This window comes from Sporosarcina sp. A2 (genome assembly GCF_050858885.1).
Classification (GTDB): Bacteria; Bacillota; Bacilli; order Bacillales_A; family Planococcaceae; genus Sporosarcina.
The window spans coordinates 1,732,559-1,752,928 of record NZ_CP193898.1 but is presented as its reverse complement, the minus strand read 5'-3'; the positions used below and the strand labels follow the sequence as shown (position 1 = coordinate 1,752,928).

The following is a 20,370-nucleotide window of genomic DNA, read 5'->3' as shown; positions in this document are numbered from 1 at the left end:
TTTTAGATGATTTAAGAGCAAAATAATAATTAGACTCATGATTTGGAGCTGATAGCATTGACGGGAAAAGTCACAGCAAATCTTGAAGAAATTCATCATATGGAAAAAGATTTGCGTTACATTGCAGCAATTATTAAGCAACAAGGACGCAAGATACTGAGTAATTATACAGTTACTCCGCCTCAATTCATTGCGCTTCAATGGTTATTTGAGCATGGAGATATGACAATAGGCGATCTTTCGAACAAAATGTTCTTAGCATTCAGTACGACAACGGATTTAGTCGATCGTATGGAAAAGAATGAATTGGTGAAGCGTGTACGTGACGAAAAAGATCGCCGCGTTGTGCGGATCCATTTACTTGCTGAAGGCGAACGTGTCATTGAAGAAGTGATCGACAAGCGTCGTGAATATCTCCAAGACATCGTAAAAGATTTCAAACCAGAAGAATTATCAACATTTACGGAACTACTATCAAAATTACATGTGGAGATGAGCACCGATTAACACGAACCAACTAACAGATTTGCCGATTGGTATCATTGACTCAGGGGTTGGCGGACTTACCGTGATGGGTGAGCTCTTGAATCGTATGCCGAACGAACAATTTCTTTACATAGGAGATGACGCCCGGTGCCCCTATGGCAACCGGTCTCCAGAGGAAGTCGTCACATTTACAAGCGAAATGATCGAAGCGTTGCATCGTTTCGGAGTGAAGATGGTAGTGATTGCTTGCAATACAGCTACCGCATTTGCACTTAAGCATGTGCAAGAAATTTATGATTTCCCGATTATCGGCGTCATTGAACCCGGTGCACGGACTGCAGTTGAAACATCGAAGACGGAACGTATTGTCGTTCTTGGGACAACTGGTACAGTGAAAAGTGAGGCGTACGATCAGGCAATTATCGCAATGGCGAATGACGCTTGGGTCCACGCTCTAGCATGCCCGGAATTTGTCCCGATTGTTGAACGTGGTGTTTATAAATTGGAAGAAGCGGATCGAGTGGTACAACAAACGCTTGAAGTGTTATCGGATGAAACCTTTGATACTGTTATACTCGGATGTACTCATTTCCCACTTCTAGCGCCATTCATCCGAAAGCACCTACCTGAAGGCACTCAACTCATCACGTCAGGTTCTGCTACTGCTGATACAGTCATACACATTCTGGATCAGAAGCAACTACAGAGAACGAAAATAATGGATCAACAGTCGACGTTCTATACAACAGGTAATCCTGATCACTTTAAACTCATCGTGCAAGATTGGCTTCAGTGTGAAGATCCGATTGTTAAACAATTGGTGCTTTAACCACTTGCTGATTCTGATCGATTTGAGTATGAATTCACATACTAGAAAACCCGGCGAGTTAGTGGCCGGGTTTTTGCGTGGGTTCGTTTGGATATGATAAGATGAATGGATGAACAGAAAGAGGGAATTTAAATGAGACATGATGGACGCGAAATGAATGCACTAAGAAATGTGCAAATTGAAAAAGACTATTTACTACATCCTGAGGGATCGGTTTTGATTACGGTTGGGAATACAAAGGTGATTTGTACGGCTTCAGTAGAAGATCGAGTACCACCGTTTTTACGCGGAAGCGGTAAAGGATGGGTCACTGCGGAGTATTCCATGTTGCCAAGAGCTACAGGTCAACGAACGCAACGTGAAGCTACAAAAGGTAAGGTAACCGGCCGCACAATGGAAATTCAACGTCTAATTGGTAGAGCGTTACGATCTGTTATTGACCTTGAAGCACTTGGTGAACGTACGATTTGGATCGACTGTGACGTGATTCAAGCAGATGGCGGAACACGAACAGCTTCCATTACAGGAGCGTTTGTCGCGATGGCGCTTGCGACTGAAGGAATTGTTGAGAAGAAGAAACTTCCGAAGTTTCCGATTCACCAATATTTGGCAGCAACGAGTGTCGGTAAATTAGAAACTGGTGAACTCATTCTTGACTTGGACTACGTAGAAGATTCATCCGCAGCAGTGGATATGAACGTTGTTATGACAAGCAAAGGCGAATTCGTCGAGCTTCAAGGGACAGGCGAAGAATCGACATTTACTCGTAAAGAGATGAATGGCTTATTAGATCTTGCTGAAATCGGTATCGAGCAATTAATCGACCTACAAAAACAAGCACTCGGACCGATTTGTGAACGCATTGAATCCAAAGAGGAGGCTGCACAATGAAAGAAATTCTAGTTGCAACGAACAACAAAGGCAAAGTTAAGGACTTCGAAGAATTGTTCAAACCTCACGGCATCCAAGTAATCTCTTTGAAAGATTTGGATGAACCAATTGATGTCGAGGAAACAGGAACAACATTCGAAGAGAATGCCATTTTAAAAGCAGAGGAAACAGCGAAGATTTTAGGCAAATGGGTCATTTCAGATGACAGTGGCCTCGAGATTGATGCCTTAAACGGGGAACCAGGTGTCTACTCGGCACGTTACGCGGGAGAACCGAAAGATGACGAGGCCAATATCGTTAAAGCGTTAAACGGCCTTAAAGACGTGCCTAAGGGCTCTCGAGGTGCACGTTTCCGTTGTGTATTGGCGATTGCAGGTCCAGGGATGGCAACAAAAACGTTCTCAGGAAGCTGTGATGGATCCATTCTATTTGAACGTCATGGGGAAAATGGTTTCGGATACGATCCAATCTTCTATGTACCGTCAGAAGAGAAATCAATGGCAGAGTTAACGCCAGCTGAAAAAGCAGCGATTTCTCATCGCGGTGTTGCAATGCGTAAATTTGAAAAAGAATTACCGAGTCTGATTGGCGAGGCGGGGATGAACGCATGAAATTGGTCGTAATGAGCGATTCCCACAGTGATATAAATACAATCCAAGCAATCCGTACTCGGGAAACCGATGCAGATGCTTGGTTCCATTGTGGCGATAGTGAATTGGCGGTAGATGCGGACATCCTACAAGGCATAGAAGTCGTGCAAGGTAATTGCGATTGGAGTGCAACCTTTCCGGAATCTGTAGTTGCTGAAGTCTGCGAACAAAAAGTTCTCATGGTTCACGGACATCAGCATGGCGTTAAAGAATCTCTCATGCAGCTGAAATACGCTGCAGAGCAAGTGAATGCGAGCATTGTACTATTCGGTCACTCACACCTATACGGAGCGGAACTGCAAGATAAAGTGCTCTACGTGAACCCAGGGAGTACGTTACTTCCTAGAGGTGGACGAGTTGCGACTTATGCCGTGATCGAATACAGCGATTCCCCTAGGGTGACATTCCGTAACCCAGACTCCGGAGAAGCCGTAGAAAAGGTTATTTTCACGACATCATAAAAAGCTATTGACTTCTATTCATTCTTTGCATATAATAAAACCTGTCGTTCAAATCATTTATGTTTTGACGCAGTTGTCTCAGTAGCTCAGCCGGATAGAGCAATGCCCTTCTAAGGCATCGGTCGGGGGTTCGAATCCCTCCTGGGACGTAATGGAATGCGGTGTAAACCCATGATACATAAGGGTTTATAAGAAATTAGGGATTCGGTCAGGACTTCGGTCACTGGTGCAGAATCCCTTTTTTGTTTCCTAGTATTTTACGTATGAATAGACACGAAATTATCTTCCAATTCAACCGAATGGAGGATTTTTTGTTATGACGAAAAAGACAGGGTTATTTGATGTAGACTTTTCATTGACTAGCAAGGAGCTAACCGCATCTATCAAGGGGGAGAAGGTGTCTACGGTTCATTACAAGCCGTTTATGGAAGCTTTAGGTACAATCGTTCATCAGATGCAAGTCAGTGGCTACCGTCCTCGTACTATCAAGGATTACAATACAGTACTGCTGAACTTCTCAAAAAGTTCAAGGATTACTTATCTTGAAGATGTTGGAGCAGATACTATCTATTTATGGTTAGATTCAATGCAGGTAGTAAACCAAACAAAGTTAACACGCTTAAAGGTTCTAAAATCGTTTTTAAGCAAGTGTTTCACTAATGGCTGGGTAAGTTTGAACTTCTGGCAAACAATCAATGTGAAAGTTGATAAGAAGGTTAAGAAGGGTGCAGAGCCAAATGACATTGCAGTCTTAGTGTCAAAAGCACGTTTACGGGTCTAAGAGATGTGACAGCTATTCTGACGATGTACAAAACGGGTATTCGTATCAATACACTGGGACAACTATCTGAAAAGCATATCGACTGGGAGAATAAAGTTCTAGTACTAGACGGAGCGATTATGAAAAACCATCAAGTGTTAAAGTTGCCAATAGATGAACAACTAATAAGTCTATATCAAGCGATTATTCAATGTAACAATAGATTAAGAGAACATTACGATGAAAGAAATATTAGCTTGTTTATTACCTCAAAGGGAACACCTTTGAATTCGAAATCAACTAATAATGCTATATCAAAGCAACTCTCTAAATATGCCAAACGATTTGGATTAGAGAACATCAATGCACACGCAATTAGAAGGGCATACGCAAAGAGTTTACTCAATAAGGGTGCTAGCGTAGCATTAATCTCTAAAGCTTTAGGGCACGCTGACCTTGCTACTACTACTCAGTATTTAGACTTGGATGTTGAAGAAGTGGCGGCAGACTTGAGAGGTTATCTTTGATGTGTTGGGGGTAATTGCTTCTATGCTTAAATAGCTTTTCTCCTTGATTGCAACCAATCTGGTCTATACAGTGCTGTTGTCTCTAGTAGGGATAAAGGTTGAAACAATAGAGGATTGACTAAACTATTAATGAGTATTAAAAAGATGCCTTCATTTTTGGAGGGGTCTTTTCTATTATGTATAGAATTGTTGTTTTTTGATGCAAAACCGGAACAAATATAAAATCATCCATGGTAAAATAATAAATGCGTAGGTGGGCAAGCACGCCTATGACTCCTCAAGGCCGGCATCGGCTGAAGGGAGGTGCCGTAGATGCAACAAGAAAACAACGGGCAATACAAGACGCGGAAAGAGCTTCGAGAAGAAAAAGCGAGACAAGGTCAAAGAGGACTGATCATCCTTAAGACTGTGTACTACTCAGGTAGAACACTTATCGCTGTAGTATTCGAGTGGCTCCGGTTACTTAAAACCTAACGCACAACCATCCCTTTATGGGGTGGTTTTTATTTTTGGGTAAAAAAATAGACGGCCGATGATCAGTCAGCCGTCTTGCCGTATTTGCAACATAGAAAAATACACAACGGGCGTATTTAATATGTGTTACTACCTTCAATTTAATACATGAAAAGTTGGTTGTCAAGACCAACCTATCGCCGAAAAAGCGTATCAGCACCTAATTTTTTAGTGCTCAAGCATTTCAAGAGATCACTATACTTTATTCGGAAAACAACATAAGTAACTGTGTTTTGCATCAGAAATAAATAATAAAGCCTAATTTCTCTTTTAAATGCTAAGGAAATCAGGCTTTTGATGTTAAACAAACGCCCCCGATTGAAGCACACCGGTTATTCAACAACTGCGCCCAGTTTGTTTGTTGAAACTAATTTAATTAATCATTTCCACTTGTATCCACACAAAATAGCTCGATACATAAGCTGAATATGTTGTCGATTCTCATCATTTCTCCCAAATTAATTCTGCACGTTTCAGAATTGCATCCCAAGAATCTTTTCCAGCGATGATTTTTCCACATCAAAATCGGCATAATATACAGCGTCAATTTTCCCACTATCAGCAAACTTCCAGCTGTATTCCTGTTCATTAAAGGTTCTTCTCGTTATTAATCAGGTTTCTTGAAGGAGAATCAGCAATTGTTTCTGTATAAAAGATAAAACTCACATTCTTTTCTCACCGTCAATTTCAAGTGGCATAGGAGCCGTCTCGTTAACACTAGCATAACTTTTACCAAAGTAGTGTGAAATCAATTGGTTATCATTTTGCATTTCAACTCTAATAATACTTTTGTTTCATTAAATCATATTCCTGTTGACATTTATCACAATGCTGCAAATGCTCTTTTACCATCTCTTTTGTATCTTGACTAACTACTTCATCAATATAAAGGGTAAAACATCCTGAATTATAGTGCATTTAATATCGTTCATAATTCATCTCCTCCATATACTCTAAAATTTGTTTCCTGGCTCTGTAAAAAGTTATCCTTGCCCATCCTGCACTTTTTTCCAAAAAGTCTCCCTATTTTTTCAAAAGACAATTCGCCAAAAGTGCGTAATGAAAATACTTCTTTGTATGGCTCATTCATCGAATGAATAAACTGATGAACAATAAAAGCATCATCCTCATTCATCAGATGCTTTATAAATTGCACTTCCGTCCTTTGTTCTTGGATTAACTCTGGCTCTACTTGTTTTTCATTTTTTTGTAGTGAGAGAAATATGTATTTTTGGCAATTGTAAAAAGCCACGCTCGAATATCTTTAGAACCGTCAAATCTTTCGAGCGATTTTAACGCTTTAAAAAAGGCCTCTTGTGTAATTTCTTCAGCTATCCTTTCATCATGACTTAATGATCTAATAAACAAAAATACTTCTTGAAAGTATTCGCTATAGATTTCCTCAAATTCCACCTCTTTTCACCCCTTATACTTCTATAACTCCTAGAATTCAATAACGTTACAAAAAAACGTTTAAAGATTTCATATGTTTTACTCTTAAAATAACCCTCAATAAAAATAGGTATATTCGAATTGAATATACCTACCTTTGAGTTGACTGTTATTCATAAAATGGCCCGTTAACGGTATACCGGCTTTATTACAAATAGCCGAGTTTGTATAAGAAGTATAACATTTAAATTACCAAAGCACCAAGATACATTTGAGACCCAAAAACGTCACTACGACAGAAAAGTTGATATTGAAAATAAGATGGGGGAGATCCCAAGACAATATGAGGGGGATATTCGTAGGTTCAAAGAATATTGCACCAATACTAGCCAACAAATTGGAACAGAGGCGCTGCTTGACTATTTATATATATCGTTGACCATACAAAGAATAAAAAAAACGACATGGGAACGTAGACTGGCAGCTATTAGAAAATACTTAAGTGTAATGCATAGTATAGAATTCAAAGGAGAGGCTAGAGTTGCATACGAGCTTTCAGCGATGCGGAAAATGTATCGTGAAGATGAATATGCCCATTTAATTCAGGTTCGAGGAAAATCAGCCATTGATAAGAGAGAATTGATGGATACTCTTAATAAGCTACCAATAAGAGCAAAAGCAATTTGTTTAGTTAATCTTGTAACTGCTAACCGACCTAATGAAATGGTTCGTTTAAAAATATCAGACTTTGATTTAAAAAACAGATCCGTTCATGTTTATTTGAAGAAACAAAAAAGGTGGCATACTAAACGGCTCACACCAGAAGTTATTATTGCAATTGAAGAATATATACGTGAATACAATCTTAAAACAGACGATTACTTTGTAGGAAGAGTATATAAGAATGAACGCTATGAGAGCGCAGTTATTAGTGAAATAGGCTATTGTAAGGCTTTGAAGCGGTGGACTGGGGGACTTACCGGATACAATTTCAGAAAAAGCCAGGTGGTAGCGATGCACACAGCAGGTGCAGATTTACCAACTATCGCGCAACAAACAGACATAAATCACTTGAAACTTTAGTTCAGCATTATCTAACGGTATCTGAGACAACTTTGGACAAATATTTATAGGTATATACGAGATATAAACTTGGTTATTATAAAACTGTTGAATTCCGAAACTTTCAAGCAGTCGTTGTAAGTGTATAAAAAACCTCTTTTGCCATTCTTGGTAAAGGAGGTTTTAAGAGTTTCTTCTATTATAATGTGCCCGATGTTTCATCTTCGAGTGCTTTCACTAATTTATAAAAACTAGTTTTCTTAACCCCAGCTTCCTGCATTGCTTGCACGGCTGTTAATTCTTTAGCTTTCCATTTTCTATAAACCTCTTTAAACTCTTCTGAAAGCAGAACTTTAGGTCTTCCAAACTGAACCCCATTTTGCAACGCCAAATCAATTCCTTCACGCTGCCGTATATTGCGTCGTATCAAGTAACGGCATATCCATGACAACAATATCGGCTTCGATGTTCTTCGTCAGGTCATTCCATTCCTGCAGGATTTCTTCTTTGTTACGACCAAATCGATCCAGCGAATGGATATACAATACGTCGCCTTTTCGGATAATCCGTTTAAGCAATTGATAGTTTACACGTTCGAAGTTCTTTCCGCTTTGCTTATCCAAATAAATATCGCGTTCATTAATATCTAACTTTTTCATAGCATCCAATTGCCGACCTTCATTTTGATCTTTGCTGCTGACGCGTATGTAACCAAATTTGCGTTGTTCCATAATTCACCTCGTAAAAGATTCTTTCCTTACATTATACCTGAATTACGTTCGTAAAAGTATTAGTGAATTAGTGAACGTTCGTAATTTATTTTAATACTTTTATGAACACTTCATTTGCTATTTTTGAGTCTGTTTTAAATAGTCCGTAAAAGTGTACTTTTACGAACGTGAATATTTCGCTTACGTTTTTATGTAAAATACAGTGATGGAAAACACTGGGATATACAATTGCTTATGCTATAATTATCTATGCGAAGTAGTGAATATTCAGTAACATCTATTTCCACAATCGGGCCATTTTGTTGAAGAAGATTGACTTTGTGAATTGTAAATGATTGGGGGGGTAGATTTTATGAAAGAATTTAATTATCAGATTCTCGTTGCTATCGTAAATGTTATACTACTGGGATTTATATGTCTTTTTTTTCTAATCGCTAGTTTTAGTGTTAGCGCACCTATAGATGATCCCATCGATAAAGTATCTCGAAACATTTCTACTGGTTTTATATTCATCTTGTGGGCAGTTAATTTTTGGCTCCAATTCAAATCCAAGAAGAAAAAATGGTATCTGCCATTAGCTGGAACTGTTCTTTACGTTGCCATCGTTTTTATTGCCTTGGGGTATGTTTCCCCATTCATACGCGAGTTGCTTATTAAATAATCGTTTCCATAATCGGGGGCTTTAACGGTACAAGACTTGCGCTTCAAACGGGCAAGGTTCTTTAATGTCATAATGGGGGTGCAATGGTTGGAAACTATCAGTGATAAGTTGACACGGGCATTTGAACTCTTTGATAATGGCAAGCTTTTTGAAGCCGAAAAACTCTATAATGAATGCCTTCATAACCTTGAAGAATCATCAAATGAATACGAAACTGCTTTACACGGATTGGGCTTTGTTAAAGCGTCTCAGAAGGAATATAACGAGGCACGAAAAATCTATATTGAACTCAGGCAAATTGCTCAAGCAAATTTAAATACTCAGGATGAACACATAGCAATACATCAATTGGCTATGGTTGAACGAATGGCTGAAAATTATATTAAAGCACAAGAACTATTCCATGAAGAATTTAAAATATTGAAAGACAGCAAACCTGATTTTCTGTTAGGTTTTGCCGCAAACTTTTATGAACAAGGATTCATAATGCTGAAAAGAAATAGGTTAGAAGAGGCTGAAGCATTTATGACAAGATCCCTTGAATACTCTAAACTGTCCGGGGATCCAATTTGCTTAGGATGTTCATATCGAGGGCTAGGTGAAATTTTTATGGCCAAGCACAAAAATGCAGAAGCAAAACAGTACTTTTGGGAATCTATACAAGCATTTGAAGAAGGTAGTGATGAGGTTGCCGTAAATGGCGTACACTCATTAATTAATCTAATTTGATTGATCCATAATAGGGTGCTTTTCTGTAACACCACTATGTCGCACTAGTTCCATTTTCTTCAACAAATGAAATCAGTATCAATTTTAAAAAATATAATGAGTGGAAGTAAGACTGGCTATAATTTATAGTTGGTCTTATTTTAATTTCCTTTTTGTTCAATTTGGTCCATTGATTAACAAAGGCTTTCTGTTATAATTACAGATAGATTGTTCAGAATATTTGATGTTAAGAAGGTGTAGCTTTGAACAGAATCATTATAAAGAATGTCTCTAAAACGTATAAAAGTCATGAAGTTTTGAGTTCAATCTCATTATCAATTGATGAACCAGGCATTTGGGCACTCGTCGCTCCAAATGGGGCAGGCAAGACGACGTTGCTTAACATTATTGCAAATCTGTTAAAACCAAGCTCGGGAAAGGTGACGCTGCTAGGGAAATCGAATACCGATCATCGGATTTTTAGGGAAGTATCTTATTTACAAGATAACTCGGTCCTGTTCGATTATCTGACTGGATACGATCATTTGAAGTATGTTTGTGATGTTCAAAAGCTACCGAAAAAGCGAATTGCGGAAACGGCAGCCTACGTCGGAATGGAGGGCTATTTGAAGAAAAGAGTGGGCAGTTATTCGCTTGGAATGAAACAGCATTTGCTTCTCGCGGCTTCTATCCTCGCCAAACCTAAGATTTTACTGATGGATGAACCCTTGAATGGGCTCGACCCTTCCAGTGCGATTCTTGTGAGAAATATTTTGAAGGAATTGGCTGCTCAAGGTACAACAATCATCCTCTCATCGCATAACTTGAGTGAAATAGATCGGGTTACTCGACAGGTGCTGTTTCTAAAAGATGGGAAACTACTAGAAGAGAACATGGCGCACTATGAAATGATCTCCTATCAGTTCACCATGTTGCAAAATGAGGAGTGGGAAACAAGGCTGAAGGCATCTAGTTTTCCTTTTGAAAAAGTGGACAAAGGGTATAACATTCAGCTGGCACACCACTCATTTCAGGATTTACTCAATCTAGTTGCTGCCGCGACAATCAGTATACAGGATATTCAAAAAGTTATCTCAGGAACTGAAAAACGTTATGCAGAACTGTTTAACGTACGAGAACCCGTATGAAAACCAGTATGTTTGAATGGAAAAAGATCCTAAGGCTTAAACTTTTTGTGGCATTGGCAGCAGCCACTTTTTTACTGATAACCGGGATGTATATACACAATGTCGTACAACAAGATTTGATTCCAGCGAAAAAGATTGAGTATTTCTCAAAGTTTCTCACAGAAGTTTCCCAGCAAAATGATACTGATCAGCAAACTCTTCAAAAGAGTGAAGATCCAGAAACCAAAATGCGTCTTGAGATTGGTATGGCGTTGGTTGGAGCATTGAAAGAATTGCAAGATGCCATTGAAAACAGGGAAGGAAATGCTGAACTGAGTTTCGAAAATACCGTGTATCAAATAGCCACGGAGTACAAATCAGCATTAGGAACATTTTCTCTGAGCCAAAAAGAAATGGATCACATCACACAAGTCAATCAGGAATTAAAAAAGCGCAACTTGATAAAAGAAGACTTTGATTTATCGATTGCCCAGCCGTTGTTCATGAAAAAGGTGACTCATTTGCTGTTAAGCCCTGTTGGCTTCTTAATAGCTACCTTACTGATTGGTAATGCCTTCACAAAAGAATGGGATGATAAATCAATGCAGTTCAATCGTGTGCTCCCGGTTTCATCGATAGAGAGAATAATAGGTCGTCTCTTCAGTTACTGGCTCGCATCGTTTGTCTGGCTAATAATTATCTATGGGATTTCGTTCTCTCTTCCTTATGCAGGTGGTCGTACAGAACAGTCATTGTTCAGTTACCCATATGCTAATTCTAATGGACAGTTCAATGAGGCAGGTGGACTCCTCGTAAATTCAGGTATCTACAGTGTATTGTTCCTCTTGTTTTCATTTACAATCTTTTTACTTGTTGGGAGCATGTTGCGAAATGCTATTATAACTGTGCTACTAGTATCAGCGATTTTTATCGGAGGATGGATGGTAACCTCAGTCGGTGTGATATCTGTCTGGGATCCGTTTACGTACCAACAGCCGATTCAGGCAGCAGAGCAGCAAAAAAGCCTTTTTCCAATTAGTTTACTGATCCTATCTGGACTTTCTATCGTTGGAACAATCCTTGCGTGCATCGCAGACAAAAGGAGGGCACTCTCATGAAAACCTTCCTGTTCGAATGCAAAAAACTGTTTAGGAAAAGAAAGGTATGGACGGCAGCGATTTTAACCTCAGCAGCAATTATCGTTCTGTACCTCTTTTCCTATCATACTGCTGAAAGCATCCGGTCTGTAAATATTCTGAAAGCAGAACAGTACAAAAACGTATTCACATCAATGTCCGAAGAGGCGCGTACAGAAATTGCACGCTCAGAACGTACAGGGGATGATAGCACAGTCAAGGAATTGAAAGAAGCAATTGTCCGCGCGGAGAAATCTCAAGAGAACTATGAGCAGCTGATTTCTGATTTTCAAAATCGTTCCTGGAAGAGAATTTACCAACAAGATCTAGATTTCTTGGAGATCGCAATAAATGAAAAAGGAAGTACGATTATCGAAGAACAACCAATTAATGACTTTACACTGCGTGCAACCAAGATAGAAAAAGAGTGGTTGCTGAAGAGAAATTTGGATCCACTAATTCAACAAACAGTTTATACAGCCTATTTGCCGACAATCTATGATACGTTCACTGGAAAAGCTGAGGAAGAGTGGAAGAAAATCACTACACGGTATGCTGAAACAGGTGTTGGCTTTACGTATACGATGATGTCTAAATATTACTTACCGTTGCTTGCGCTCATTTCCTGTTTTGTGTTTGGAAATGGTTTTTCCTCACAGATGAATCGGAAAGAACGGGGATTGCATTTCGCAATGACCCAACCTGTACGAAAAATTACGCTGTTCACGGCGAACTATGGAAGTGCAATTATATCGGTTGTTGGTTTCTTTATATTCCTCACGGGACTTCCATTTTTGTGTAGTCTTTTAACAAAAGGGATTGGAAGTTTTCAGTTTCCTGTGCTTGTGTATGAAGGTGGTAAGGAAAATCCATTCGGCAGTGAGTTTAATGCTCTGAATCCAGAAACGGATCTGTTCCACTTCATACCTTTTCAAACGTATTTTCTGAAAGCGATTGTTCTTGGAATATTGCTAACGCTGGTTTTGCTCGGGTTGTATACGCTCTATTCATTACTTATAAAATCAGCTATTGGCACAGTGGTGATGACGGGGGGAACCGCAGCAGTTGGATGGATACTCTTAAAGACATCTCCATACAATCCATTCACCTACTTAGATATTCATGGTGTTTTGAACGGAACGCTTGCTGCAGAAGCGTTTAACCCAGCCTTCTCGTTTGAGACAGGAGTAGGGGTACTAGCAATAGCAGCCATAGTATTTCTAACGATCAACTTCCTAGTGTTTCAATGGTTTAGCAGGAGGGTTGCATAACTAAAAGAACTGATCACTTGTACATATAAGTGATCATTCTTTACATAGTTTGTGTATTTTAGTTACGAGCGCTTGAGTTGTAGTTCAATAATTCGTTAAGGGAAGATTAATATGTTCATTAAACGGGGGCGATTCTTGAACAAGGATTTGCCTCCTTTAAGCAATCGGGCCATTTAGTTCAATAGGTAATAAGATTTTTAGATTAGATAAAGTTATGACTGGAGGGTAAAAATGAAAAGAATAATGTTAATGGTTTTAATCCTTATGGCAATTATTACTGCATTAACAATTCTCTTTTTAAACAGAGCAGATTATCATGGTGAAATATGGAGTCTAGAAGAAAGTAAATTTGTATTGTATCCAATTAACATTGATCCTACAAAACAGTTTGATGTTCCTGAAATTCACTTCTCTAAAGACACTGAAGTTGCAGGGAGAATCAAGAGCATCGTGAATTTAAAAAAAGGACAAGAAGTGAAATTGTGGGTAGAAGTTATCGAAGGTCAGAAGGTTGCAAGCAAAATCAAGGTTATTAAAGAGTAATCTTATTCAACTTACGGGTGCGATTTCTGTACTTGTAATCGCGCCAATATTGCAAACGGGCCATTTTGCAAAGTTGCAGAAGGTGAATTATCGTGATGGATAGTAAGGGGGAGGACGTGGAATGGATAAAAAGAATTTCAAAGTAATATCCTTGGTTTGTTTATTTATTTGTATAATCGTTTGGATTCCTAATATAGTTTTCCAAGTGGCTAGTCCTTTGTTTTTGGTGACTTTTGTTATAGCTCCAATCGGGATCGTATTTGCAGCATTGATAAAAAGATATTGGTTAATCGTTGCTAATACTTTTATGTTTTTTAGCTTTTTCATATTTATGTTTGTGGGTCATCTCGCGAACAGTAACTGATGCCAAAACTCAAACCATATTTTTAAAAAACAAACGGGTGCGTTAACAGCAAAGTGTTTTGTCAGAAACGGGCCAGATTTAATAACATTCGATATCAAAATTAGGAAAATATGAGGTGGGTATATTGGACAAGAAGGAATTTTGGGGAATTAATTGAAGGCTCAAAGGAATTTGACCAAGCCGAATGGTTAACAGAGCAACTTGCTCAAAGAGGATTAGAAGAAGTGTTAGACTTTGAATTTTTATTTCAAGAACTAATGAACGCTAGTTATCAATCTCGTTTATGGGGAGCGGCTTTTGTTCTGATGGGAGGCTGTTCTGACGATAGTTTTGACTATTTTAGAGGATGGTTGATTGGACAAGGAGAAAAAATATTCAACAAGGTAATGGAAAATCAAGAATATTTAGCAGAATATATAAATGAAAATAACCTTGATGTTGAAGGCATGCCTCAGAATGAAGAATTACTTTCAGTTGGATTAGATGCCTATACGCTAATAAAGACTGGTGATATTGAATGGGATGATGATATCCATAATGAGGTATTAGATGCCCTTGAGAAAAAGGGACTACCGTCAGAAACTGATATTGAATTTGATTGGGAAGAAGATGACTTGGAAAGTTTATTTCCTGTTCTCTGGAGAAGATTTGGAGAAGAACCATTGGGCTAAGGGAATTAGAGCCTACACTTCGACAAAAGGGGGCAATTCATGAAGAAGAATTGTGCCCTTTTCAGTAATAGGGCCAAATAGAATAAGATAAAAAGCTTAATTCCTTGCTCAAATTGTAAGGAGTTAAGCTTTTTTAACTTGAATGCTTTGTGTGGCACCGATTTATTTTGATAAATAATTATTGTCTTTAATCAATTCAAGTAATTCGTGTGGGGGTTTGATACAATTAACATGAAATGATAAGTTATTTAGTTAAGCAATCGGGTGCATTAATTGAACAAGTGCTACGCATCAAACGGGCCAAATTGAAAGTGAGTGATTAAATGTCAAGACGAGGTATTGGAATTTCATTTATAGCTATATCGGCATTTTTACTTTCTGTAAAATATATCAGTGCTGCAATTTTCGGCTCTGGAGTTTCAAGTTGGGATGAAGATTTATTTAGCAGTATGTTATCGTACGTTGGAAAACCTTTAAGTACGTTTAGTCTATTGTCTTTAATTATTGGAACTGCATATATTGTATGGGGTGAATATGAAGAATTAAAACTTAAAAAGAAAACTAATATATAGTCTTATTCTTAAATAAACGGGTGCTTTAGTTTAATAAAAGTTGTTCAAGAATCGGGCCGTTATCTTGTGTATAAACGAAAATAAACTACTAAATACAAAGGGAGTTTTTTTATTGAAACAAGCTTTACTAGTCATTGATGCACAACAAGAATTAATTGATGGTAATGAAAAAGAGAACAGTGTCTTTAATAAAGGTAATCTGTTGGATAATATTAATTCAGTGTTGAAAAAGGCATTAGTCTCAGATAGTTTTGTTGTTTTCATACGAGATAAAGATGTTGCAGAAGGCCAGGGTAAAGGATTCGAGATTCATCCCGATATTGATATACCTAAAAAGGCAAAGATATTTGATAAAGAGGCAATAAATTCGTTTTACGACACTCCATTATTGGATTTTTTACAAGATAACATGATTAAACACCTGGTAGTTATGGGTTGCAAGACGGAGCATTGTATCGATACAGCAATAAGAACAGCAACAGTAAATGGTTTCGACGTGACCTTAGTTGGAGATGGTCACTCAACAACAGATTCCCAATCTATAACTGCCGAACAGATTATCGACCATCATAATGAAGTCCTACATGGACATTACAATGTTGATAATTTTTCAGTGGTTAGAAATGTGAGTGAAAATTTATTTATACCTAATCACGATGATTATCGATAATTTTTAACTAAAATAACTTCCTTAAACGGGCCAAATTGTGGGTATTGCGTTGGTGACAGAATACAGAATGAGTAACACGAGGGGGGACTTATGAAAACTCATTATTACTTAGGTTGGTTTAGTAACTTTTTTCCAGAGAATCTGGGTAGAGCCTTACAGGATGATATAACTGATAGAAAATCACTTGTTATGATTAGTTCGAATCCATCAATCTATGAAGAAGAAGGCGCCACTGAACGCTCTTGGCTTGACCAGGCTGGCATTATGTTTGATGAATATCATTTAATTAATTATCGCGTAAAGAAGGAAGATGCCCAAACGTTAATTCGAAATGCTTCAGTCATTCTCTTGTTGGGTGGAAGTATTCTCAAACTAAATGACTTTTTGATGGATTATGAATTGTCTGATTTGGTTAAAAAAAGCAGAGCGGTTGTAATGGGAGCAAGCGCTGGTGCGATCAATATGTCGTCTAAATGGTTATGCTCGAAGAACTTGGGAGATGAAATAAGCGCTGTTTACGAAGGAATCGGCCTTGGCGATTTTTCTGTCCTGTCACATTTCGACCTTGAAAATAACATTGCGCTCGTTCAAAAGGAACTGTCTTCCTTATCGGAAGAAATCGATATTTATGCGTCGAATAAAGATTGCGCCGTACGTGTAAAGGAAGACAAAATCGACATTTTAGGGGATGTATATTTAATTTCTCATTCCAACATTCAGAAATTGGATGAGACGCTTTAGTTGTAATGAATCGCTGTGGATTATATAGATGTGCAGAAGTATATTCTGTAATCGGGGGCTATTCCCAAATTTTTCATATTAACCTTTCAAGAAAAACTATATAAGAAAAAAGGGAATTTAAGGAAACCTTTAACTTTAGAAAGGAGTTACCAATGGGCATACAAGATGAGTTTAATACTTTGTGGGGAATGACTATTTCTGATATAGAAACAAGTCTTCAAAAGGATACCTTGACATTCAAGTTACAGTCATTTTCACAAGGGCATATGAGTGAAAGAAAATTAAAATTCATGGACGTTTCTGCATTTTATTATGTTAAAGATAGCCTGTCACATCGATTTGACTTCTATGAACGAGAAAAAGCAAATTATTTAGAACTGACGACTCTTTATTTTCAAAGAGATAATGCAGCATCGCTATCTATCTTGCTACCGAAAGAAGAAGAATGGAGTGAAAACTATCCTTCAAAAGCAAATGTTGTGATGGAAATATGGAGTTCTGTGCTATTAATTGAGGCTAGAGTGGTGAGTTTAGATAATCAGGTGATTAATTTAAAGTAATCGAGAAGTATGACATTACAAATACTTCAAACACCGATGTTTCTTATGTATTTGCAGTAGGCTTTCAATAATCGGGTGCGTTTATTGAACACGACGGTTCAACAATAGGGCCATTTTCTTGAATGGTGAAACTTATAAATTGTTCATCCGTATAATAAAACAGGAAAAAATTTGCTTGTCCAATGTAGTTGTTGAACAATAATTATGCCTGAAACGTTAGGGAGGAAAAATGAAAAAATTACTCGGGATTTTTATCATTGTACTAGTATCCATAGGGATATCTGATTTGATTCAAGGGATCATTTTAACAGCACTTTATACACCAAAAGCATCCCTATTAGGTCATCAGGAAATATCGCCAATTATAAAGTATCTAATTACAGCTACAACCTTAACCTTAGTACTATCATTTGTTTATAAAATAAAGCATCTATTCGTTGCAAAAAAGACAATGGTGAATGCATCTTGAAAACGTCCTATCTCTTTAAGCAAGTTACAGGATTAATAACGTCAATCATTTTTACATTTGTTGCCCATTATTATGTTCGACATATATATCTGGAAATCAATAATACTGTATTGCAGCAATTGCTTATGATAATAGCTATTTCTTTTTTGTTTTTTGTTTTTAATCAACTAATTTACAATTACGCTAAGAAAAATCAAGATAAGTTCATGAAACACAAGGTTTGGAATAAGATGTTTTTTATAATTTTCATTTGCTTGTCAGTTTCGATTGTTATATTTATAACTCTGTTTTCTATAACCCCTTTACAAGCTTTGATTTCTTCGCACCAGTGGATCATGCTCATTATAATGTATTATTTTTTGTTTCTTCTAAACCTATTTATCTTAACAATTGTTCATATAGTAGTTAACAAATCAACGACCGTAGAGAAAAAGTTACTTTTAACTTGGGGAAGTTCCTCAATAGTAATTTTTTTGGTTATATTTTTATTACCAAGCTTATGAAATGATTGGATTCAATTATTGGGGGGACCATTCTGCAAATAAGGATGTGCTTCCGATCATCAAACGGGCCAAAGAACAGAAAAAGATCACAGTGTATAATCTATAAATCGTTCAGTAACATGAGGAGTATGTATATGGATACTAGAGTTTTGTATTATAAAATTTACGAAAGAAAAGTACTGGCTACTGATTATATTGGGTGGGCTTTTTATGTGTTGCATAATGGAAAATCTACACCCTCTCTGAATGTACTTGTTTCTCTAATAAAACCTCTGAATATTTTTGAAGTAGAAGAATATTTCAACAGGGCTATAAATGAGCTAAACATTTCGAGACCTTCTTACGAAGAAAGTGCGAGACATTTTGTCCGATATTTATTGAGAGAAATTATTGATGATCCTAGTAAAGCAATTGATAATGCATATGATATTTATAAAATTGCTAGGGAACATCTCCTCGATGAAGAACAAGATGTATGGTATGAAATAAGTGAAATGATAGATGACCTTTTGTACGGAGATAATATAAAAAACATTACCAGAACTTCCTTGACAAAAGTTATTGTACTTGAAACCGAGCATCAATTGAAAAACAAGTTCCTTTAAGCAATCGGGCCAAAGAACAGAGGAGGGAATTGTAGTTGGTTTTTTAAAAGGGAGGTACAATGATGAATTCGCAAAAAAAAGGTTGGGGCATAAGCATATTCATATGGATAGTTTCAGGGATATTGTTATTACTAATATTGGGGACTGTCTTTTTTTTTATGGAACTTAGAGCGTCATTGGTACCCGATGAAAAAGAAATGGAAAAGGCAACTGAACAAGCAGAACAATACCTACAAACAAAATATCCAGAAATGAAATACCAAATTTCAGATATCTCTTATAATAGTGAACAGAAATCCGGAAATTACGATTATGCTGCAATGGTTTTGGATACAGAGACACAAAAATCGTTTATGGTTTATGAAAACAGAATTTCTGGAAAAATGGAAGATGATATATCAATTCAGGAAGAAGAAGAATTCCTTAAACAAGTAAAACCAAAAATTGATAGTTATATAAATGAAAAATTCGGTGAAACAAAAGAGATATCTCTTACGGCATCTTATGAGGTAGAAGGTATACCTTCGCTTAATATTGGGCTAAATAACAATAAAGAAGAATTAAGCGAAGAAATGTTTTTATCTTTTATTAATTATCTGCAGAATGAATTGAAAATCGAACATGCATATGTATCGATTATGTATGACAATGGAAAAGAATTATGGGATAAAAGCTATTAATAACTTAGAAGAGTTGCTTTATTAAAGCATAAAATTCAAGTCTGCTATTCACTAATCGGGGGCGTTTATTGAACACGACTGTTCAACAGTAGGGCCATGATAACTGAACAACACTTAAAAAGTAAATTAGGAAACGAATATAGGGAGTGTATGTTGTTGGAGGAGAACAAGAAATATAAAGGACATTGGAAAGGGTTTATTATTTTCACGCTGATTGTTGGTATAATTGTCGGATATTTTTCAGTTGTTTCCGACAATTTATCAAATTTAAGAAATGGTGTAACAGTTTTTGAATTCGTTATTTCATATTTAGCAGTAATAATTAATTCCTTACCAGTATGGTTTATACTCGCGATGCTTGTTGGTTATATATTTGCAAGCGATATTAAGAAGGCTATGCTATTTGGTGTAATCTATACACTTACTGCCATTACGTTTTATTTCTTGATTACCTATTTTTACGGGGATGTACCAGTAAAAATATCTTTTAAAGAGCTGGCTATTGGATATGGAATTCACTACGGAGCATCAGCAGTCGGTGGTATTCTCGGCGGGATATTAGGTTTTCTTGTGAAAAAAACTCCTTATGCATTACTATGTTTAATTTTAGGATTGATCTTGCAGTTGTATGTGAATGGTACAAGAAGCTGGCGTGACATTATTGGTATTGGAGAAAATGTTACGTACTGTCTATTGATTGTGGGCATTGTTATTTATTTAGTTAACTTTAAGAGAAATGAAAGAAAAGAAACAAGTATTGATTTTCAATAATATGTATCAGCTACAC

At 37.1% G+C, this 20,370-nt stretch carries 28 protein-coding genes, 1 tRNA gene and 1 pseudogene; 25 read left to right on the top strand and 5 right to left on the bottom strand.

All coding sequences use genetic code 11. The features are described from left to right. Positions 1 to 99 precede the first annotated feature (99 nt). From ACRPI0_RS08745 to ACRPI0_RS08705, 9 genes are all read left to right on the top strand, one after another. On the top strand, positions 100 to 507 hold the full coding sequence (locus tag ACRPI0_RS08745) for a MarR family winged helix-turn-helix transcriptional regulator (protein WP_432355911.1): 408 nt from the start codon (positions 100 to 102) through the stop codon (positions 505 to 507). A gap of 19 nt (positions 508 to 526) precedes the next feature. After that, positions 527 to 1,315 (top strand): glutamate racemase, encoded by a 789-nt coding sequence (gene murI, locus ACRPI0_RS08740; RefSeq protein ID WP_432352094.1) that lies wholly within the window; start codon positions 527 to 529, stop codon positions 1,313 to 1,315. 132 nt (positions 1,316 to 1,447) lie between these two features. Beyond that, positions 1,448 to 2,206, top strand: a complete 759-nt coding sequence (gene rph, locus ACRPI0_RS08735) for a ribonuclease PH (protein ID WP_432352093.1) — start codon at positions 1,448 to 1,450, stop codon at positions 2,204 to 2,206. Next, positions 2,203 to 2,817 (top strand): XTP/dITP diphosphatase, encoded by a 615-nt coding sequence (locus ACRPI0_RS08730; protein ID WP_432352091.1) that lies wholly within the window; start codon positions 2,203 to 2,205, stop codon positions 2,815 to 2,817. Before rph ends, ACRPI0_RS08730 begins: the two co-directional genes overlap by 4 nt. Then, positions 2,814 to 3,317 carry a metallophosphoesterase gene (locus ACRPI0_RS08725; protein ID WP_432352089.1) on the top strand — a complete coding sequence of 168 codons (504 nt, stop codon included), beginning with the start codon at positions 2,814 to 2,816 and terminating at the stop codon, positions 3,315 to 3,317. The genes ACRPI0_RS08730 and ACRPI0_RS08725 overlap by 4 nt, the downstream gene beginning before the upstream one ends. 75 nt (positions 3,318 to 3,392) lie before the next feature. Then, positions 3,393 to 3,466: transfer RNA gene (locus tag ACRPI0_RS08720), tRNA-Arg, on the top strand. A gap of 167 nt (positions 3,467 to 3,633) precedes the next feature. Further along, positions 3,634 to 4,098: a hypothetical protein gene (locus ACRPI0_RS08715; RefSeq protein ID WP_432352087.1), complete on the top strand. Its 465-nt coding sequence runs from the start codon at positions 3,634 to 3,636 to the stop codon at positions 4,096 to 4,098. Positions 4,099 to 4,121: 23 nt separating this feature from the next. Further along, entirely contained in the window at positions 4,122 to 4,604 is a 483-nt protein-coding gene (locus ACRPI0_RS08710) for a tyrosine-type recombinase/integrase (RefSeq protein ID WP_432352085.1), read from the top strand. Positions 4,605 to 4,916: 312 nt separating this feature from the next. Next, positions 4,917 to 5,078: a hypothetical protein gene (locus ACRPI0_RS08705; protein ID WP_432352083.1), complete on the top strand. Its 162-nt coding sequence runs from the start codon at positions 4,917 to 4,919 to the stop codon at positions 5,076 to 5,078. A gap of 816 nt (positions 5,079 to 5,894) precedes the next feature. Here the strand turns inward: ACRPI0_RS08705 and ACRPI0_RS08700 are convergent. The 3 genes from ACRPI0_RS08700 to ACRPI0_RS08690 are packed head-to-tail and all read right to left on the bottom strand — an operon-like array spanning position 5,895 to position 6,530. After that, positions 5,895 to 6,035 carry a zf-HC2 domain-containing protein gene (locus ACRPI0_RS08700; protein ID WP_432352081.1) on the bottom strand — a complete coding sequence of 47 codons (141 nt, stop codon included), beginning with the start codon at positions 6,033 to 6,035 and terminating at the stop codon, positions 5,895 to 5,897. A gap of 10 nt (positions 6,036 to 6,045) precedes the next feature. Further along, a complete protein-coding gene (locus ACRPI0_RS08695; protein ID WP_432355999.1) occupies positions 6,046 to 6,369 on the bottom strand; it encodes a hypothetical protein in 324 nt (107 codons plus the stop codon). Then, the gene (locus ACRPI0_RS08690) at positions 6,306 to 6,530 is read right to left on the bottom strand and encodes an RNA polymerase sigma factor (protein WP_432352080.1); all 225 of its coding nucleotides are present in this window, start codon (positions 6,528 to 6,530) and stop codon (positions 6,306 to 6,308) included. The genes ACRPI0_RS08695 and ACRPI0_RS08690 overlap by 64 nt, the downstream gene beginning before the upstream one ends. A gap of 300 nt (positions 6,531 to 6,830) precedes the next feature. Here ACRPI0_RS08690 and ACRPI0_RS08685 point away from each other — a divergent pair, with 300 nt between their 5' ends. Continuing rightward, positions 6,831 to 7,592 (top strand): tyrosine-type recombinase/integrase, encoded by a 762-nt coding sequence (locus tag ACRPI0_RS08685; RefSeq protein ID WP_432352078.1) that lies wholly within the window; start codon positions 6,831 to 6,833, stop codon positions 7,590 to 7,592. A gap of 178 nt (positions 7,593 to 7,770) precedes the next feature. Here ACRPI0_RS08685 and ACRPI0_RS08680 read toward each other — a convergent pair. Beyond that, positions 7,771 to 8,302 (bottom strand): annotated as a pseudogene (locus ACRPI0_RS08680) (recombinase family protein). A gap of 352 nt (positions 8,303 to 8,654) precedes the next feature. Between ACRPI0_RS08680 and ACRPI0_RS08675 the strand changes: the two are divergent. The 6 genes from ACRPI0_RS08675 to ACRPI0_RS08650 all read left to right on the top strand — a co-directional run bounded on the left by ACRPI0_RS08675 (position 8,655) and on the right by ACRPI0_RS08650 (position 13,748). Further along, positions 8,655 to 8,963, top strand: coding sequence for a hypothetical protein (locus ACRPI0_RS08675; protein ID WP_116015404.1), 309 nt, complete (start codon positions 8,655 to 8,657; stop codon positions 8,961 to 8,963). Between the two features lie 87 nt (positions 8,964 to 9,050). After that, complete coding sequence (locus ACRPI0_RS08670) at positions 9,051 to 9,692, top strand: tetratricopeptide repeat protein (RefSeq protein ID WP_432352076.1); 642 nt, start codon at positions 9,051 to 9,053, stop codon at positions 9,690 to 9,692. 242 nt (positions 9,693 to 9,934) lie between these two features. Then, positions 9,935 to 10,819 (top strand): ABC transporter ATP-binding protein, encoded by an 885-nt coding sequence (locus ACRPI0_RS08665; RefSeq protein ID WP_432352074.1) that lies wholly within the window; start codon positions 9,935 to 9,937, stop codon positions 10,817 to 10,819. After that, on the top strand, positions 10,816 to 11,916 hold the full coding sequence (locus tag ACRPI0_RS08660) for an ABC transporter permease (protein WP_432352073.1): 1,101 nt from the start codon (positions 10,816 to 10,818) through the stop codon (positions 11,914 to 11,916). Before ACRPI0_RS08665 ends, ACRPI0_RS08660 begins: the two co-directional genes overlap by 4 nt. After that, positions 11,913 to 13,205 (top strand): ABC transporter permease subunit, encoded by a 1,293-nt coding sequence (locus tag ACRPI0_RS08655; RefSeq protein WP_432352071.1) that lies wholly within the window; start codon positions 11,913 to 11,915, stop codon positions 13,203 to 13,205. Before ACRPI0_RS08660 ends, ACRPI0_RS08655 begins: the two co-directional genes overlap by 4 nt. Before the next feature lie 231 nt (positions 13,206 to 13,436). After that, the gene (locus ACRPI0_RS08650) at positions 13,437 to 13,748 is read left to right on the top strand and encodes a hypothetical protein (protein WP_432352069.1); all 312 of its coding nucleotides are present in this window, start codon (positions 13,437 to 13,439) and stop codon (positions 13,746 to 13,748) included. 87 nt (positions 13,749 to 13,835) lie between these two features. On the opposite strand, the gene ACRPI0_RS08645 is transcribed toward ACRPI0_RS08650, so the two are convergent. Beyond that, a complete protein-coding gene (locus ACRPI0_RS08645) occupies positions 13,836 to 14,075 on the bottom strand; it encodes a hypothetical protein (protein WP_432352068.1) in 240 nt (79 codons plus the stop codon). A 147-nt stretch (positions 14,076 to 14,222) separates the two neighbouring features. On the opposite strand from ACRPI0_RS08645, the gene ACRPI0_RS08640 reads away from it, so the two are divergent. The 9 genes from ACRPI0_RS08640 to ACRPI0_RS08600 all read left to right on the top strand — a co-directional run bounded on the left by ACRPI0_RS08640 (position 14,223) and on the right by ACRPI0_RS08600 (position 20,354). Then, positions 14,223 to 14,783: a DUF4240 domain-containing protein gene (locus ACRPI0_RS08640; RefSeq protein ID WP_432352067.1), complete on the top strand. Its 561-nt coding sequence runs from the start codon at positions 14,223 to 14,225 to the stop codon at positions 14,781 to 14,783. 323 nt (positions 14,784 to 15,106) lie between these two features. Then, the gene (locus tag ACRPI0_RS08635; protein ID WP_432352065.1) at positions 15,107 to 15,355 is read left to right on the top strand and encodes a hypothetical protein; all 249 of its coding nucleotides are present in this window, start codon (positions 15,107 to 15,109) and stop codon (positions 15,353 to 15,355) included. 112 nt (positions 15,356 to 15,467) lie between these two features. After that, complete coding sequence (locus tag ACRPI0_RS08630; RefSeq protein ID WP_432352064.1) at positions 15,468 to 16,025, top strand: isochorismatase family protein; 558 nt, start codon at positions 15,468 to 15,470, stop codon at positions 16,023 to 16,025. A 90-nt stretch (positions 16,026 to 16,115) separates the two neighbouring features. Then, entirely contained in the window at positions 16,116 to 16,766 is a 651-nt protein-coding gene (locus tag ACRPI0_RS08625) for a Type 1 glutamine amidotransferase-like domain-containing protein (RefSeq protein WP_432352062.1), read from the top strand. A gap of 152 nt (positions 16,767 to 16,918) precedes the next feature. Continuing rightward, positions 16,919 to 17,326, top strand: a complete 408-nt coding sequence (locus ACRPI0_RS08620) for a YxiG family protein (RefSeq protein ID WP_432352060.1) — start codon at positions 16,919 to 16,921, stop codon at positions 17,324 to 17,326. Between the two features lie 229 nt (positions 17,327 to 17,555). After that, the gene (locus tag ACRPI0_RS08615; RefSeq protein ID WP_432352059.1) at positions 17,556 to 17,795 is read left to right on the top strand and encodes a hypothetical protein; all 240 of its coding nucleotides are present in this window, start codon (positions 17,556 to 17,558) and stop codon (positions 17,793 to 17,795) included. A gap of 637 nt (positions 17,796 to 18,432) precedes the next feature. Beyond that, positions 18,433 to 18,903 carry a hypothetical protein gene (locus ACRPI0_RS08610; RefSeq protein ID WP_432352058.1) on the top strand — a complete coding sequence of 157 codons (471 nt, stop codon included), beginning with the start codon at positions 18,433 to 18,435 and terminating at the stop codon, positions 18,901 to 18,903. A gap of 59 nt (positions 18,904 to 18,962) precedes the next feature. Next, a complete protein-coding gene (locus ACRPI0_RS08605; protein ID WP_432352056.1) occupies positions 18,963 to 19,583 on the top strand; it encodes a hypothetical protein in 621 nt (206 codons plus the stop codon). A gap of 96 nt (positions 19,584 to 19,679) precedes the next feature. Next, positions 19,680 to 20,354, top strand: coding sequence for a hypothetical protein (locus tag ACRPI0_RS08600; RefSeq protein WP_432352054.1), 675 nt, complete (start codon positions 19,680 to 19,682; stop codon positions 20,352 to 20,354). Positions 20,355 to 20,370 lie beyond the last annotated feature (16 nt).